This window comes from Fibrobacter sp. UBA3718 (assembly GCF_002371935.1).
Classification (GTDB): Bacteria; Fibrobacterota; Fibrobacteria; order Fibrobacterales; family Fibrobacteraceae; genus Fibrobacter.
Window position 1 is genome coordinate 21,848 of record NZ_DFHR01000024.1, and the last position, 15,994, is coordinate 37,841.

12 protein-coding genes are annotated in these 15,994 nt (G+C 56.4%); 6 read left to right on the forward strand and 6 right to left on the reverse strand.

The window, feature by feature from the left end; all coding sequences use genetic code 11:
* Window positions 1–11 precede the first annotated feature (11 nt).
* Window positions 12–236 carry a hypothetical protein gene (locus B4A77_RS10545; RefSeq protein ID WP_290723130.1) on the forward strand — a complete coding sequence of 75 codons (225 nt, stop codon included), beginning with the start codon at window positions 12–14 and terminating at the stop codon, window positions 234–236.
* 56 nt (window positions 237–292) lie between these two features.
* Here the strand turns inward: B4A77_RS10545 and B4A77_RS10550 are convergent, their stop codons facing one another.
* A complete protein-coding gene (locus tag B4A77_RS10550) occupies window positions 293–619 on the reverse strand; it encodes a hypothetical protein (RefSeq protein WP_173365638.1) in 327 nt (108 codons plus the stop codon).
* Between the two features lie 82 nt (window positions 620–701).
* Here B4A77_RS10550 and B4A77_RS10555 point away from each other — a divergent pair, with 82 nt between their 5' ends.
* A complete protein-coding gene (locus B4A77_RS10555) occupies window positions 702–2,471 on the forward strand; it encodes an AMP-dependent synthetase/ligase (RefSeq protein WP_290740586.1) in 1,770 nt (589 codons plus the stop codon).
* A 1-nt stretch (window position 2,472) separates the two neighbouring features.
* On the opposite strand, the gene B4A77_RS10560 is transcribed toward B4A77_RS10555, so the two are convergent.
* Genes B4A77_RS10560 through B4A77_RS10570 form a run of 3 tightly spaced genes read right to left on the reverse strand, consistent with a single transcriptional unit; the run spans window position 2,473 to window position 4,567 of the window.
* A complete protein-coding gene (locus B4A77_RS10560; RefSeq protein ID WP_173365636.1) occupies window positions 2,473–3,801 on the reverse strand; it encodes a hemolysin family protein in 1,329 nt (442 codons plus the stop codon).
* The gene (ybeY, locus tag B4A77_RS10565) at window positions 3,801–4,277 is read right to left on the reverse strand and encodes an rRNA maturation RNase YbeY (protein WP_173365635.1); all 477 of its coding nucleotides are present in this window, start codon (window positions 4,275–4,277) and stop codon (window positions 3,801–3,803) included. The genes B4A77_RS10560 and ybeY overlap by 1 nt, the downstream gene beginning before the upstream one ends.
* Window positions 4,277–4,567, reverse strand: a complete 291-nt coding sequence (locus tag B4A77_RS10570) for a hypothetical protein (protein ID WP_173365634.1) — start codon at window positions 4,565–4,567, stop codon at window positions 4,277–4,279. The genes ybeY and B4A77_RS10570 overlap by 1 nt, the downstream gene beginning before the upstream one ends.
* 118 nt (window positions 4,568–4,685) lie before the next feature.
* Here B4A77_RS10570 and B4A77_RS10575 point away from each other — a divergent pair, with 118 nt between their 5' ends.
* From B4A77_RS10575 to B4A77_RS10585, 3 genes are all read left to right on the forward strand, one after another.
* Window positions 4,686–6,683: a FecR family protein gene (locus B4A77_RS10575; RefSeq protein WP_290740589.1), complete on the forward strand. Its 1,998-nt coding sequence runs from the start codon at window positions 4,686–4,688 to the stop codon at window positions 6,681–6,683.
* A complete protein-coding gene (locus B4A77_RS10580) occupies window positions 6,683–10,204 on the forward strand; it encodes a right-handed parallel beta-helix repeat-containing protein (RefSeq protein WP_290740591.1) in 3,522 nt (1,173 codons plus the stop codon). The genes B4A77_RS10575 and B4A77_RS10580 overlap by 1 nt, the downstream gene beginning before the upstream one ends.
* A gap of 77 nt (window positions 10,205–10,281) precedes the next feature.
* Window positions 10,282–11,883: an NAD(P)/FAD-dependent oxidoreductase gene (locus B4A77_RS10585; RefSeq protein ID WP_290740991.1), complete on the forward strand. Its 1,602-nt coding sequence runs from the start codon at window positions 10,282–10,284 to the stop codon at window positions 11,881–11,883.
* Here B4A77_RS10585 and B4A77_RS10590 read toward each other — a convergent pair.
* Together B4A77_RS10590 and B4A77_RS10595 are read right to left on the reverse strand one after the other, a co-directional pair.
* Window positions 11,880–14,033 (reverse strand): cytochrome c biogenesis protein, encoded by a 2,154-nt coding sequence (locus tag B4A77_RS10590; RefSeq protein WP_290740593.1) that lies wholly within the window; start codon window positions 14,031–14,033, stop codon window positions 11,880–11,882. The genes B4A77_RS10585 and B4A77_RS10590 overlap by 4 nt on opposite strands.
* 33 nt (window positions 14,034–14,066) lie before the next feature.
* Window positions 14,067–15,059, reverse strand: a complete 993-nt coding sequence (locus B4A77_RS10595; protein WP_173381291.1) for a metallophosphoesterase — start codon at window positions 15,057–15,059, stop codon at window positions 14,067–14,069.
* 95 nt (window positions 15,060–15,154) lie between these two features.
* Between B4A77_RS10595 and B4A77_RS10600 the strand changes: the two genes are divergently transcribed.
* Window positions 15,155–15,988, forward strand: coding sequence for a CvfB family protein (locus B4A77_RS10600; RefSeq protein WP_173365629.1), 834 nt, complete (start codon window positions 15,155–15,157; stop codon window positions 15,986–15,988).
* Window positions 15,989–15,994: the final 6 nt, after the last annotated feature.

Genomic DNA, 15,994 nt, shown 5'->3' on the forward strand with positions numbered 1-15,994 from the left:
GAGGCATCATCATGAAAAAAACATTTGCCATTCTTCTTGCGTCCTTAGCAGCAGTCGTCCTTTCTGCATGCTCCGCCGCAGACGACAGCACGATAACCTCCCCGCGCATGGGTAAAATTGCGAACGACATCTGTCCCAACCCCACCGCCATTACGGTCACCGCCTCGTACACCACCATCAAGTGTGACGACGGAACCACGTACAAGTGCGATGATCTCGGCTGCGAGAAGGATTAATTTATTATAACCCTACGGCAAGCACAGTTTGCCACGCGCCCGAAAGGGCGCGTTTTTTATAGTTTTTCAAGCTGGGCGTACAGGTCGTAAAGCCTCTGCACCCCGTTTTCGAGTCCGAAGTAATGCCTTATGTAGGGCACGAGAAGCACAAGGAACATCACGTCGAGGCAAAACACGGCAAGTGCGGGGTTAGAGACGAAGAAAAAGAAACCGCCGACCGTCAACAGGGCAAACAGCACCAGGACAATTTCGTGCGCAAGCCTCTCGTGCTGGAAGAATCCGATATGCGTACGTACCGACAGCAGCTGCGCTTCCGTCAGCGGAGCCCCTTCTGCGACAAGGTCCTGGAGCGATTTTTCGTAGTCGGAGAGTTTCTTGAGCATGGCGAATCCTTTTTTGTGCAAAATAATCAAAATATTTCAAAAAAAACATGAAATTTCGTAATAAGAATAGTATTTTAAGGGCATGGAACCGTTACAGTTTACCTCGCTTGTGTCTATGTTCTTTGCCAACTGCTCCCGCAATGACTTTGGCGGGTGGTACAAGCGGGTCGAAGGCCAGTGGCTGCACTACTCGCGCGAATTCCTTCGCGACAGTTCCATCTACCTATCCATCGCCCTGAACAGCCGCGGACTCAAGCCCCGCGAAAGTGTCGGCATCATCGCGCCGAGTTCCCCCGAATGGTTCATCGCGGATATCGCGACGCAAATCAACCATGCGCAGGTGGCCCCCCTGTTCCCGAACATCTCTTCAGAAAATTTCAAGTTCCAGTGCGAGGATTCCAACGTCCAGATTCTGTTCGTGAATTCCGTCTCCGAGCTGGAAACTCCGCTCAAGGAATTCCTTCCACAGTTCAAGCTGGTCATCTGCATCGATTCCAATTCCGAGCTCCCCGAAAACGCCATCTACTGGAACACCCTCATCGACGAGGGCAAGGAGCTCGCAGAAACGAACCGGTATTTCAGCTGGGTAGACGACCAGATCCAATCGATACGCCCCGACGACCTTTTCAGCATCATCTACACGAGCGGTTCCATGGGAGCCCCGAAGGGCGTGGAGCTCACGCACAGGAACATGCTAGTGCAAATCCAGAACCTCCTCGAGCTCTACCACATGAACCGGAAAGAGGACTGCTGCCTCACGATATTGCCGGTCGCGCATGTGTTCGAGCGCATGGCGGTCTACTTCTACACGCTGAACGGAGTGCGCATCTACTTCGGCGACACCCCGAAGAACGTGGCGACCATGCTGACCGAGGTCCGCCCCACCGTGATGATCGTCGTCCCGCGCATCCTCGAGCGCCTCTACGAAAGCATAACCATCATCGGCGACAAGGCGAGAGGCCCCAAGCGGCTGCTCATCCAAAACGCCATCAAGCTTGCAAAGATAAGCGAGCCCGGAAAGAGGCGTTCGCCCATGCAGCGCATCTACGACCGCCTCGTCTACCGCAAGATGCGGGAAGCTCTCGGCGGAAGGTTCAAGCTCATCGTGAGCGGCAGCTGCGCCTTGAACAAGTCTATCCTCCGGTTCCTCCTGAACATCGGGCTTCCCGTATTCGAAGGTTACGGCATGACGGAATGCAGTCCGGTCGTCACCGCGAACAGCCCCAATTCCTCGAAGCCCGGGACCATAGGCAAGCCGCTCGCCCACCTCCAGGTAAAGATCGGCGACAACAGCGAAATCCTCGTGAAGGGCGAAAGCGTGTTCCGCGGCTACCACAACGATCCCGAGGCCAACAGCAGGGCTTTTACCGAAGACGGTTTCTTCAAGACGGGCGACCAGGGATTCTTCGACTCCGACGATTTCTTGAACTTCACCGGGCGTATCAAGGAACTCCTCAAGACGAGTACCGGCAAGTACGTGTGCCCGAGTCCCATCGAACTCGAAATCTGCCGCCACCCCGTCATCGAGCAGGCGCTCGTCATCGCGAACGATCGGAAGTTCACCTCCGCGGTCATCTGGCTGAACCCCGAAGGCGCACGCAGGCTCCTCAAGTTCCAGAAAGAAGAATTCAGCATCGAGAAGGCGCTTCAGTCCGGGCGCGTGCGCGAGGCAATCAACCGCCACATCACGCGCGTCAACAAGAAGCTGAACCACTGGGAACAAATCCGCAAGTGGACGCTCGTCGGCGACGAACTCACCACCGAATCGGGACTTCTCACGCCTACGTTGAAAATCCGGCGCAAGGTCGCGGAAGCCATGTACGCCGACAAGATCGAAGCGATGTACAAATAAACTACTTGGCGATAGCCTTGAAGCTTCCCGTCGGTGTCGTTTCGCCCGGCGGCAAAATCATCATGACCTTTTCCATGCGAGTGCCGTCCATCTTGAGGACGCGGAAGGTGTAGCCCTTGACCTTGATTTCGGCACCCGGGGAGGGAATCACGCCGAGAGTCGCCTGGATGAGTCCGGAGAGGGTTTCCACATGGGAATTCTCGGGAGCCTCAAGTTCGACGCCCAGTTCCTCTTCCAAATCCGAAAGCGTCATGAGCGGGTCGAGGATGTAGCGGCCGTCCTTCAGTTTCTGCACGTCGTCTTCCTCGTCGGCATCGTCCTCGTCCTTGATTTCGCCGACGATTTCTTCGAGGATATCCTCAAGCGTCACGAGGCCCGCGGTTCCGCCGTATTCGTCGATCACGATGGCAAGCTGGTTACCCGTCTTGCGCAGTTCGGTCAAAAGATCGTCAATTTTCTTGTGGTAGGGCACGAATACCGGCGGCATCACTATCTTCATGATGTCGAAAGGTTCATCGCCATGTTCGGTATACCATTCCAGGAAGTCCCGGTTCGAGAGGATTCCCACGATGTTGTCCATCGTATCCTTGTAGACCGGCAAGCGCGAATGGCGTTCGTTGTTCAGCACCTTCACCAAATCCTCGAGCGGCGTATCCACGTCGATAGCGCACATTTCCACACGCGGGGTCATGATTTCGCGCACGGGAGTTTCCACGAAGTCGAAAATATTGAGGATCATCTGCTGTTCCTCTTTTTCCAGGCCCTCGGCATCGCCGGACTTGACATCGGAAAGGTCGGCCTGCACGGCATCGCGCATCTCTTCGGGCAAGAAGTTCAGCTTGGAATCGTAGCCGAGAAGGTTCAGCATCTTGACAAACACCACATGGCAGAACTTGGCCACCGGCACAAACGGGAGGCGAATGAGCCTGAACAGCGGCACGAGGACGACAGACAACGTATCGGGCTTGAGACTGGCGAGCAGGTACGGGATGAACACCGTAAGCGTATAGAGAACCGCACTCGCAAATACCAGATACGCAGCGACACTCAAGTAGGGATAGGTGCGCACGAAATCCCACTGCGAATTGGCGAGCACAAAGAACCCGAGAACGCCCGCGCTCACGTTGCCGAAAATGCGCCCGATGGAGACGCACTCGTTGAATCCGTGCCAGCGGACGAGCTTCGCTATTTTTTCTTCACGCTCGCTGCGGTCATGCGGATCGCGCTTTGCGAAGATGAGGCTGAACGCGCACTTGGTCGCGGAGAACGTCGCCGAAGTCAGGATAAAGATGCAGAGGAATACGATAGCGAGGATTTCGGACGTTTCCATTATGCACCTTCCTTGTAGGGGTCGAGCCCCAGGAATTCGCATTCTCGCTTGCGCATCACCTTTCTATCGGCAGCCTTGATGTGGTCGTAACCCGAAAGGTGCAGAAGCCCGTGGACAATCACGCGCTTCATTTCGGCATAGAACGTATTGCCATATTCGGGAGCCTGACGTTTCACCTGGTCACGCGCGATGTAGATTTCACCGAGCATTTCTTCGGCACCCGGGAATCCGTCATCGTGCCACTCGAACGAAAGGACATCGGTCACCTTGTCGAGCCCACGGTAATCTCGGTTCATGTTACGGACAAACTCGTCCGTACAAAGTACGATATTGACGCTCCTTTCCTTGCCTTCTTCGGCAAGGAGCTTGCGCGCCATTTTTTCGAACTTGTCCTTATACGGAAAGCTTTCGATATCGCCTTCGCAAAGGAACTCTATACTGTAAAATTTCTTTTTACTACTAGCAGGGTCTGCCATTAAATGTTATACCACTTCTTGAGATTTTCAATAATGGCTTCGGCCTGGGCCTTGCCACTGATATTGAACTTGCTGCGGGCCTTGAAAGCACCACCAGCCTTCTGGTAGCGGCGGAGGTACACCTTCGGTTCCCCGAATTCGCCCGTTTTCGCGTTTTTTTCCTGACAAAGGAACATCATCGTCTGCCAGGCGCCCTTGGTGAGGACGGCCTTGTCCAGTTCCTTGATCACTTGTTCGCCAGTTTCGGCATCGACCATTTCGACGGTCGGTTCTTCAACTTCCATGCTCATTTTGGACCTCGCTAAAAAAAAATCACAAAACACTCACACCAAAGATACATTTTTCTTCCACCTCGGGCAAAATAATACATATATTTGTTTATGGTATTCATCTTGCAAGTGAGGCTACATGTCTTTTTCGCAAAATTTAAAAACATCCGTTATCCTTCTGGTGGCACTCGGCACCATGGCCATGGCAAAGAGCACCACAGGCAGAGTGACCGACCGCGTCGGTGACGTCAAGGTCCAGAGCGCCAAGACCGGGAAATGGGAAGAAAACATCCAAGTAGGCGCGCGCATCCGCGAAAGGGACCAGATCAGTACCGGCGCCGAATCCTATGTGACGGTGCGCCTCCCCGACGGAACCTCCATCACCGTGCAAGAACAATCCCTGGTCCAACTGGACACCCTGGATTCCGAGAACGGCGTCCAGATGGCCTTCACCGACGTGAAGACGGGTAAAATCAAGTTCGAAGCCCAGAAGCAGAAAAACGGTGGATACCTCAAGTTCAAGACCGGTGTGGCAACGGCAGCCATCCGCGGAACGGTCGCCTTCATCGGTATAACCCCCGGCGGAAAGGCGTTCGTCTCTGCCAGCGAAGGTAAAATACGCACCACGCACAACAAGACCGGCAGGGAATGTGACGTGAGCGCGGGGCAGACGCTCTTCTTCACCAAGAACAACGACAACTGCAACGTCGTGGAAACGCAGACTTCCGGCGACCCGAGTTTCGTCAATGAGCTCGAAAGAATCCTCGACAACGACAGCCTGTCCATCGAAGAAATCACGAAATCTCTGAAAGATGCGGACGCGAACCTGCTACAGCTACTCTCCAAAATCAGCACGGAGAGCGCCTGCACGTTCGAAAGCCTAGAAGACACCGTAACGGTCAACAAGGTTTCCATCAAGGGATCCTGCCCCTCCGGTACGACCCTGCAGATCGCAGGCGCCTCCCAGAAAGGTACCGGCAACGCGTTCGACATTCCGGCCGAATGGGCCCCGAGTGCGGACGGCGATAAGAAATTCCCGGCTACATGCTCCATTGTAGCAGTCACCCCTTGCGACAAGAACAGCACCGACAAGAATTCCAAGAAAGGCAAGCAGAAGAAACCCGAAACATGCTCGAAGCCACTCACCTTCAACTGCGGCGAACTGCATACCTACTACAAGGCTCCCGTTTCCCCGGACACCGTCGTTGCGGACACTGCCGTGGCAGACACCTCGGTTCAAGACACCTCCAGCACCAAGTCTTTCTCGATAAAGACGGCCTCCCCGGTAAAGGTTTGCGACCCCGGTTCCGTGACCATCGAGGGTACGTTTGACCCGAGCGACCCCGAAGCCTCCCTCTATGTGAAGCTCGGGAACTACACATCCCGGAACCTTGTCCCGCTAAGCGCGAACGGCGAATTCTCTCACACCGTTACCATCAACGACATCGTCGGGAACTGGAACGTGAAGAAGGCGACCGTCGAATACAAGGGCAAGAGCGGAAATCGCAGCGTCCACATCGAACTCGACATCGACAAGACCTGCAAGCAGGTGAACCAGGGACGCCCGATCGTATCGTTCACGTCGAGCGACTCACTCCGCTGCAAGGCGACCTTCATGGTTTCCGGTGCAAAGAGCGACATCGTCCTTGTCGAAAGCGAAATTGACGGAGACCTCATCAAGGAAACCACCTTCATGCAGGACGACCCCATAAAGATCAAGCTCAAGAGCGGCATCCACACCTACACCTTCACGGCCAAGGACCAGGCCGACAACAGAAGCACCCTGCAAAAGAAACTCAGCTGCCATCCCCAAAGCAACACGTCTGTGGAATTCACCGGCGGCGATTTCGAGCGCCTCCGCGTTCCGCCTCCGCCGCGAGGAATGTCAAGCACCTTCGTCAGGAACATGCATTTCAGAATCACCAATGTCCACTCGCTTAACCCGGCCCACATCAGGCGCCTCCAGGTAACGCAGGGGAACAAGTCGCTATTAAACATTAGCAATGGCCAGATTACCGACCTTGACTACGACGTTCAAGTCAACCTGACCCGCGGAGAAACGACAAAAGTGACCGTCACCATAGACATGAAGAATGGCATGAAGGTCGTTAAATCCAAGACTTACGAGGTCCGCTAATGAAGTATTCCTACAAGACCCTTATTTCGACCATTGCACTCGGTTCCACCCTGGCTTTTGCCCAGGCTACCCAACCGGCAGCGCCGGCCCCCGTAGCAGAAGAACCAGCCCCGGCAGTCAAGGAAGCTCCTGCAGCGGCGTCCGCCGACTCCTCGCAGGCAGCGGCAACACCCGCAGCCACCCCTGCTCCCGAAGCTACAACCGCACCCGAAGCAAGCCCTGCGCCTGCAGAAAGCTCCACAGCCGCGGCAACACCTGCCGATTCCCCGCAGGCTGTAACCGACTCCACTGCAAGTGACAGCACAATGGCAGCTCCCGAGGAGCAAGCTGCAGCGCCCGCAGCAGAACCCGCCGTGGCCAAAGCCGATTCTTCGGCAACTGTCAATGCCGATTCCGCAGCCGCAGGATTTGTCGCCGACACGACAACACCCCCGCCGTCACTGCTTTCGGGAACAGAAATCTCGGGCAACGTCCATGGCTTCTTGAAACTGGACAAGTCGCCCTACCTCGTCACCGAAAACCTGACCGTCGCCCCCAATACGAGCCTCATTGTCGAGCCGGGCGTCGTCCTCTACTTCAAGCCCGGGACCGGCCTCGTCGTCAACAAGGGCCAGCTGGTCATCGCCGGTTCCAAGACCTCGCCCGTCATTATGCGTTCCGCCTTCGACCGTCCGAAAAGCGGGGACTGGAAAGGCATATCCATTACGGGTGACGAGCGCGCCGAAATCCGCCACCTGCAGATTAGCGATGCCGAAGCAGCCATCGCCGTCGAAAACGGCTCGATGGACTTCCAGAATTCGAGCGTCGAGAACACCTCCGTTCGCGGCGTCTTTGCGCGCAATTCCGAAATCAAGGTCAGCGACTGCGAATTCAAGGGAAACCGCGTGGCGGTCCACATATCCAACTATGCCGACGGTTCCATCGAACGCAGCACATTCACCAAGAACGAAATCGGCATCCTGAATTCGAAACTCGCAAGCGTATCCATCTCCTCGACTGAAATTTCGGACAACGAGCTCGGCCTTCTGAGCATGGACAACAGCATCGTCTCGCTGAGCAACACCAAGATTGAAAAAAACAGACTGGGCGTTGCTTCGGCAGAAGTGCTCGCTCCCGAAATCATCGAGAACGTCAAGGGCAATGAACTCGACATGAACAACGAGGCCGTGGCAGCCTCCTCGGCGCTCCCGCCCAACCCCGAAATTCCGGGCGTCGAGCAGCGTCCTGTCCGCGAAACCGACAAGATTGCCGACATCGTAAGCGAGAGGGCCGCAGCAGCCGACACTACCGCCAAGCGCTGGACAGTCATCGGAAACGCCATGCTCGGCGGAACGTTCCACCTCGTCACCACAAGCAAGAACGAAACCGGCAAAGATTACATTTCCAACGGGGACACGATCGCTCCGGGCAAGGACTACAAGAACATCTTCCAGGTTCCCGGACTTGCAGGCAGGGCCAGCGCTTACCTCTACATGCAGTCTCCCGACGGCAAGACTATCGAGTTCAACACCGACCTTACGGTGGATTCCTGGAACCACTTCTCTCCCAATCCTGTCAGCCTGCGCTATGCGGACAGCTACAATAACGTAGCCCTCGGCGACTTCCAGCTCGTCGGCGGGGAAACCTACATGGCGAACCTTCCGGTGTTCGGTGCCGACTACACGGTATCGCTCCTGAAGAACAACGCGAACCAGCCGCTCTTCCAGCTGAACGGATTCTTCGGAGAAGCCAAGAGGAGCCTCGTGGAAGGCGCTCGCCATCCCTACATCTACAACGACTACATCGACGACGGTGAACTCCAGGCCCAGCGTCTCGCTTCTGGCGGTTTCATCAAGTGGGCCCCGGTGCGCCGCTTCGATGCGAAGTTCGGCCTCGTCTACGCGACCGACGAACTCGAAGACCCGCTCCTGCGCGACGGTGCTAGCGGCAACTGGACCACGAGCGACCCGATCCAGAAATCCCTCACGCTCTATGCCGACGGGAACTGGCTGTTCTTCCCGGGCGACATCGAGCTCAACGGCCAGATTGCCGTCGGCCGCGCCGACACTGCCGACGTCATCCGCCAGCGCGCCATCAACAAGGTTTTCGCCGAAGAAGGAATCAGTTCGGCCTCCTACAACCTCCTGCGCAAGCTGATGAGGAACCCCAACAGGATTGACCAGCTTACCGAAGCGGAACTTCTTTCCATCTTCGGAGACAACACGACGCTCCGCAAGGGCCAGATGATCGAAAAGCTGAAGACCCTTATCGAGAAGGCAAAGCTCGTCCAGACGGAAGAAGAAAACGACCGCGACGACGGACGCGTGCTGGGTCTCAACTGGGGCAGCCAGAATTTCGCCATCGGCGCATCGCTCAACTGGAACATCTACAAGACAAGCATCAACGGCCACATCAAATACGTGGGCGAAGAATTCTACAGCGCAGGCTCTCCCGACCAGCTCTCCGACACCCGTGAATTCGGTGGCCGCATCGAGCAGGAAATCCTCACGTTCTGGGATCTCGGATTCGAATACCAGATTAACGTCGAGAATGCAGCCAAGGGAGACAAGACAAACATCTTCGGCCTGGGCGAAGGTTCGGAATGGGGGCTCTTCGCCGATGACGAAGGTTCGTGGTTCGACAAGCACGAGCTCGACAACGACCGTACCAAGTACATCCACAATATCGGCCTCGACAACACGTTCAAGATTAACAAGGACATCGACGTGACCGCGGCATACAACTTCGAATACAAGAACCAGTACCGTCCGTTCCAGCTGCACGGAGACTACATCCTCGAAGACGGCATCTATCGTGACGACTGGTTCGATGCTCGCAAGGGCAGGGATTCCACCGCGATTGACGACAACGGCGACACCACCTACGTGGATGCAGAACGCTGGGGCGAATACATGAGCCTCGCCACCAAGCCCTGGATTGCGAGCCGCTTCAAGGAACGCCTCTTCAAGCATACCTGGAATCTCGGAGCCTCCCTCCGTGCCCTCAATTCCGTATTCAAGGTCAACGGTCGCTGGACCTACCGCACCGACGGCTCTGTATTCGAACGCGACAGCCTCATCGACGGCATGGAACTTTCGAACACGACCTGGGACAAGCTCGGTTACTTCTTCGGCGGTTCCGACTACTTCGAACAGAGCTACCCCATGTCCGTCACGACGACTCTCAACATTCTGCAGAACCGCTTTGCCGTCACTCCGCGCTTCAAGAGCTACAACCGCGACAACATGGGCGAATTCGAAATCACCGTCGAGGATGAATTCGAGATGCCGTTCAAGAACCGCTTCTTCGTGCTGACCGTGAACGCCTCGTTCCGCTACATGAACACCGACTGGGAAGAAGAAGGCGAAAGCTTCGACGAAACCGAAATCGATGTTCTCAGCAACGCGAACCTCCGCGTGAACCATAACAAGAAGTTCTACACGGAATGGTTCCTGGGCAATGCGCTGTACTACCGTCCGGACAATCCGAGCAACGAATACAACGACTTCTACGTGGGCGTGAACGCACACTACGTGTTCTAAACCTAGATTCAGATTTCAAAAGGCGGGCCGAACGGTTCGCCTTTTTTTGAACGCAGAGTTTTTTATTTTTGACAGCAATGTTCACCTACCGCTTCAGAGAACTGCAGGTCGCACTCGACCGCAAAGGCCAAGTCCGCGAGGCCCTGGCACGAGAACTGCGCGTGCATCCCGAATGCATTTTCAATCTCGAGGTGGAGAGGTTCTCGCTGGATTGCCGCAGGAAGGGCGATCCGAAATGGAACTACAACGTCATCTTCGACGTGGAAAAGCCGTTGCGCGTTTCGGGAAACGCGGCGCGTGGCCTCGTGGAGGCTACGCGGGAGCGCGAGGCGCTCGACGGCGATGAATTCGCACACAGCATCCCGATGGCTTCGCACGTGGACATCGTAGGCGCGGGACCCGCAGGGCTGTGGGCAGCCCTCCACCTGCTGCGTCGCGGATTCACCGTAGATTTATACGAGCAGGGCAAGCCCGTAGAGGAGAGATTCCGCGACATCCGCAGGTTCTTCGTTGACCGCAAGTTCAACGCACATTCCAATGTGCTGTTCGGCGAAGGCGGGGCCGGTGCTTTCAGCGACGGAAAGCTCAACACGCGCACCCGCAACATCTTCAGCGAAACGGTTCTGCGCGACATGGTGGAATTCGGAATCGACGAAAGCGTCGTCACGTTCGCAAAGCCGCATATCGGTACCGACAGGCTCGTGCTGATGCTGAGGAAAATCCGTGCAGAGATTGTGCAGCTCGGCGGAAAATTTCATTTCAACACCGCGCTCGAAGATATTGAAATCAGCGACGGGAAGGTAAACGCCATCAAGATACGCGATGTCTCGACAGCAAACAGTGCCGCTAGCTGGAAAAGTTGCGAAGCGCTCGTGCTTGCCACGGGACATTCCGCCCGCGACATCTACACTATGCTGCACGTACGCGGAGTTGCACTCGAAAGCAAGGCTTTTGCGATGGGCGTCCGCGTGGAACATCCGCAAACGCTCATCAACATGAGACAGCTTGGCAGGGGTGTCGACACGCGCCTCACGGGTTCCGCCGAATACTTCCTCGCCACCCCGACGCTCAACAAGACGAGCAGCGCCTACAGTTTCTGCATGTGCCCCGGCGGAGTGCTCGTGCCCTGCGCTTCGGAACCGGGGACGCTCGCCACCAACGGCATGAGCTACAGCAGGCGCAACGGCTGGGCCGCAAACGGCGCCATCGTCGTTCCCGTGGAAGCCAGCGACACGCTCTTTGGCGGCCTTGAATTCCAGCGGAAAACCGAATGCGACGCATTCGAAGTCGGAGGCAAAGGCTACGCCGCCCCCGCACAGACCATCAAGGCTTTTCTCGCCCACCGCGCCGACAAGAACCAACCCAAGTCGACCTATCCGTGCGGGCTTGCCGCATGCAACTTGTGGGACTGGCTCGACAAGAAAATCTGCAAGTCGCTCGCCGAAGGGTTCCAAAATTTCGACCGCAAGATTCCGGGATTCATCGAAGAAGGCCTGATTGTAGCCCCCGAGACGCGCACGAGCTCCCCGCTACGCATCACGCGCAACAACGAGACGCTCGAAAGTATCAATACGCAAGGACTTTTCGTACTTGGCGAAGGCGCCGGATATTCCGGCGGTATCGTCACGAGTGCGGCAGACGGAATTCGCCTCGCCGTGCGTGCAAAAAAATCCCGCTAATGCAGAGGCTTTCCCTGAGCCGGCCCCCGGGACACAAGCCAGAGAACCGCGACCGTATCTGCAACACAAAATCCCAATAGCCATGCGGCGGTGCCGCCCTGGAACCCGTAGCTGTGAAGCCCGACACCGAGCAAGTTCACGCCGAACCAGCAGAGGAACGTGACGATTACGTTGAAGCAGTTGATCAGCGCGAACCCGCGGGTCGAAACGATGCGACCCGCACGCAAGTGAAGCGCAAGCATCGCCCACAAAATGACAAACAGCGCTCCGCACTCCTTCGGGTCGAACCCCCAGAAGCGCCCCCACGCGTAATCGGCCCACACGCCGCCAAGGAGCGTACCGAGCGTCGTGAACACTGCACCAAATACGAGCACTCCGTACAGGAGCGAATCGAGCGGGATGGCCGCATGTTCCTTTTCTGAGGAGGCCCGAAACAGCGCCACATGTGCGACAACTCCCGAAAGAATCATGCCCGCAAACCCGAGCGCAATCGTAAACACGTGAAGCGTGAGGAACACCGAGGAATTCAGCACCGCCGGAATCGGTCGGAACGTATCGCCCGGCTCCAGTACGAACTTCGCGAAGAACAGCATGAGAGCCGCCATGAATGTCACGGGAACCACGAGCGAGAAGGTGCGGCGCTTGCAGAATATAAACGCCCCCGATTCGAACGCCATCAGCAGCATCGCCACAAGCAATACGATTTCATACAGGCTCGAGAGCGGAGCTCGTGCGGCAACATACGTGCGCAAGGCAAACGCCACTGCGAGGATTCCCGCCATCGCGATGCAGGCCACATTTGCGGCAACATCCATTTTCCGCGACTTGAAAACCATATTCAGCGAGGCAAGCAAGCAGGCGATACACGCCAGGATAAAAGCTATCAATGCAAAATTCGCCTTGTGGTAAAGCACTTCCGCCGCAAGGCGTGAATTATCCACACTAGTTTCGGAGTCAACCACGACCGAAAACGCCACCCGCTTCGCAATCGATTCGTATTGTTGGACATTCGCAAGCAACCGGCGCATTTCAAGAGTCGCCGGATGGCTGTCATCCCGGCTCGCATAGAGTTCCAGCAAGTTCCGCGCCGGGAGCAAGTCCGCATAGCTCACATAACGGCGGTCTTCGGGCAAGTGCAGCGCCTGGGCCACATCGCTACGGAGCACCTTGAATATTGCAAGGTCTTTCGCCTCTTCCGGGTTGTTCAGTATCAAGCGGACAACATTCCCTGCCGAAATCTTTCGAACATCCTGCTTTTCGCAATACGGGACTCCAGCCCCGCACTTGTAAGTCACGCGCCCGTTCACATCGTCCAGGAACCCGCGGGCAAAGGAATCGAAGGGACGCACCGCAGAATCCACAAGAACAGGAGAATCAGCCTTCAAGCCTACCCAAATAGGAACCGGTCGCGCCGACGCCTGCGAATTGGCGGGCACCATCGCGACAAGGCACGCAACATACGCCAGCACTGGCACGATTTTTGAAGCCACGCGAGTAGCCGATGCTTGAGCAGCGCTCTTTCGCGCACCGCGCACCTTCACCACGTAATGGAACACCGCCCCCAGCAGGAACAGCGCCATGAACGCATACGGCACAAAATGGAACGGGTCGTAATAGGCCTTATACATCGCGACATTCTTGTTTCCCGCCATCGGGACATCGCCACGGAAATGCACATAGTAGGGCCACGCATCCGCAATCTCTACAGGACGCATGCCAAGGCTATCGTCTGCAGCAAAGAACTTCAGGTTCTTCCCCAAGGATACATCCAAAGCCGTCGAATCCGCCGTTACGACACCGAACCCGTTATATTCCCGCTTGATTCCGCTTCCGGCAACGCCATCCGCAAGAAGCACGAGGAGCGCCACGTGCATAAGCCAGAGCCCCGCATTCTTCCAGCCGCGGGGCATCCGGAAGACCATGCTCGCGACAAGATTCACGCACGCAAGAATTGCGATACTCTTGAACGCAGGCAGCGGCACCACACCCAGCGTCCATATGAAATAGCTGTCAAAAAAACGGTCGATGGCAACCGATGCCGAAAAACCGGCCGATTCCGCATTCGCCTGCGCCAGGGTTCCCCAGAACGTAAGCACAAGGAAAGCGACGAGAATTGCGACAGTCACCTTCAGCGAAGCCAACTTTTTCAAAAAATCTTTCGTCCTTCGTCTTTCCACTTTCGTCTAAACAGCCTCCACCCAAACGAACTTGCTTTCGTCGAGTTTCTGTTCGCCATCAAAACGGTAGGCGACAAGCCGCCCATCACCGCGGTAACCCGCCACACTGTAGTCCAGGCAACACACGTTGTCGCGTATGAGTTTCGGGAGTCCGGTAAGCCAGTAGTGTCCGAAGAACACGGGCCGTTCGTTCTCGCCGTAATAGCCATGCCCAAGGACTTCCGCGGGCGCATCGCAGGCCGGCAGTTCCACTCCCGGCTGGAAAGCGAGTTCCCGCAGGCTACTGCCCTTCGGGTCAATCCACCATTTTAGCCGCGCACGCTTGCGAAGAACGTTTTCGCCATCGCGGAACGTGATTCCCGCAGGCAGGTCCATCTCGGGGCCCTTCAGGAAAAAGTTTATCGGGTCAAAGAGTGAATCGGCGTATTCGTTGAACTGGTCGTTCGCGCGGGCAATAAGTTCGTCAAAGTTCCCGTCGGCAAAACTGCGGATGCCCACGGCATCCAGCGCACGTGCGGCCCCCAAGTCAAAGCAGGCATGCTGCGCCCGGAACGAATCCTCTTCAATAAAGAACGGGAGCGTCCTCAAAAACAAGAGCATGTCCTCGAATTCTGCACGGCGCCCACGGTAGCTGTCCACGGTCTTCGCATGAATCGCCACCTTGTTGAAGCTGTGCTCGCGCAGGTAGCCCCCAGGAATGCAGTGAATCACATGAGAGCCGCCGGCGCCGTTCATTTGCCAGAAACAGAGCGCGTTGAACTCGTGGTTCCCCATTAGGGCGACCGCCGAACCTGCGTCGCGCATGGCACGCACCAGGTTTATAACCTCGCGCGACTGGCTCCCGCGATCGATGTAGTCCCCCAAAAATACGACGGAACGCTCGCCACCCGGGTAGCGGAATGCGCCCATGGATTCCTCGTAGCCAAGCTTCTGCAGCAGGGCTCGAAGTTCATCGCAATGGCCGTGAACGTCGCCAATAAAGTCAAGGGAATCCGTCATACCTCCAATATAACAACTAATGGCTCCGCCCATGCATGCGCCATGCTTTTTCAGTTGCTATCTTTCTCCACAAACACTTGAACGGAAGGTCCCCCATGGAAATAGGAAAATATAACCGCGCACGCGTCGAAGCAATCATGCCCCAGGGCTACTACCTGGAACTCGAAACGGGAGGCCGCGTGCTCCTCCCCGGCAAGCGAGACGAGTTCACGCTCCAAGAAGGCGAAATTCTCGACGTGTTCGTCTACATGGATTCCGAAGACCGCCCCATCGCGACCCTCGACAAGCCGCTCGCCACCGTCGGCGAATTTGCCGTTCTCGAAGTAAAAGACGTGAACCGCTTCGGCGCATTCCTGGACTGGGGTTTAAACAAGGACCTCTTCCTCCCCTTCAAGCAGCAGCTGGGAGAACTTGAACGCGGCGACCGCTGCGTCGTATTCGTGCTCGAAGACGAAAAGAGCGGACGCATCGTCGCGACCGAAAAAATCAAGAGCTTCATCGACACCGACACCTCGGAACTCCACATCGGCCAGAAAGTCCAGCTCGCCGCCTACGAGGTGACCCGCGACCATATCGACTTCCTCGTCGATTACCGCTACACGGGACGCCTCATGGTCAATCCCGCGACGCCGCGCATCTACATCGGCGACACGATGGCAGGCTACATACAACGTTTTACCGAAGATGGAAAGATAACCCTCAACCTCACTCCCGTGGGCTACAAGGGCATCATGAAAAGCGAAAGCCCCGCGGCCATCCTCCAGAAACTCGAAGAAGCGGGCGGATTCCTGCCCTACGGCGACCACAGCGATCCCGAGGACATCCGCCGCGAATTCGGCATGTCGAAGAAGACCTTCAAGAAAATCCTGGGGACGCTCTTCCGCGAAGGGAAAATCATGCTCGACGACGACGGGTTCCGGAGCATCTAGCACCTT

What these genes read in the sequence shown, in the direction of transcription:
- B4A77_RS10545 (WP_290723130.1), top strand. Translation starts at nt 12, where the DNA reads ATGAAAAAAACATTTGCCATTCTTCTTGCGTCCTTAGCAGCAGTCGTC.
- B4A77_RS10550 (WP_173365638.1), bottom strand. Translation starts at nt 619, where the DNA reads ATGCTCAAGAAACTCTCCGACTACGAAAAATCGCTCCAGGACCTTGTC.
- B4A77_RS10555 (WP_290740586.1), top strand. Translation starts at nt 702, where the DNA reads ATGGAACCGTTACAGTTTACCTCGCTTGTGTCTATGTTCTTTGCCAAC.
- B4A77_RS10560 (WP_173365636.1), bottom strand. Translation starts at nt 3,801, where the DNA reads ATGGAAACGTCCGAAATCCTCGCTATCGTATTCCTCTGCATCTTTATC.
- ybeY (WP_173365635.1), bottom strand. Translation starts at nt 4,277, where the DNA reads ATGGCAGACCCTGCTAGTAGTAAAAAGAAATTTTACAGTATAGAGTTC.
- B4A77_RS10570 (WP_173365634.1), bottom strand. Translation starts at nt 4,567, where the DNA reads ATGAGCATGGAAGTTGAAGAACCGACCGTCGAAATGGTCGATGCCGAA.
- B4A77_RS10575 (WP_290740589.1), top strand. Translation starts at nt 4,686, where the DNA reads ATGTCTTTTTCGCAAAATTTAAAAACATCCGTTATCCTTCTGGTGGCA.
- B4A77_RS10580 (WP_290740591.1), top strand. Translation starts at nt 6,683, where the DNA reads ATGAAGTATTCCTACAAGACCCTTATTTCGACCATTGCACTCGGTTCC.
- B4A77_RS10585 (WP_290740991.1), top strand. Translation starts at nt 10,282, where the DNA reads ATGTTCACCTACCGCTTCAGAGAACTGCAGGTCGCACTCGACCGCAAA.
- B4A77_RS10595 (WP_173381291.1), bottom strand. Translation starts at nt 15,059, where the DNA reads ATGACGGATTCCCTTGACTTTATTGGCGACGTTCACGGCCATTGCGAT.
- B4A77_RS10600 (WP_173365629.1), top strand. Translation starts at nt 15,155, where the DNA reads ATGGAAATAGGAAAATATAACCGCGCACGCGTCGAAGCAATCATGCCC.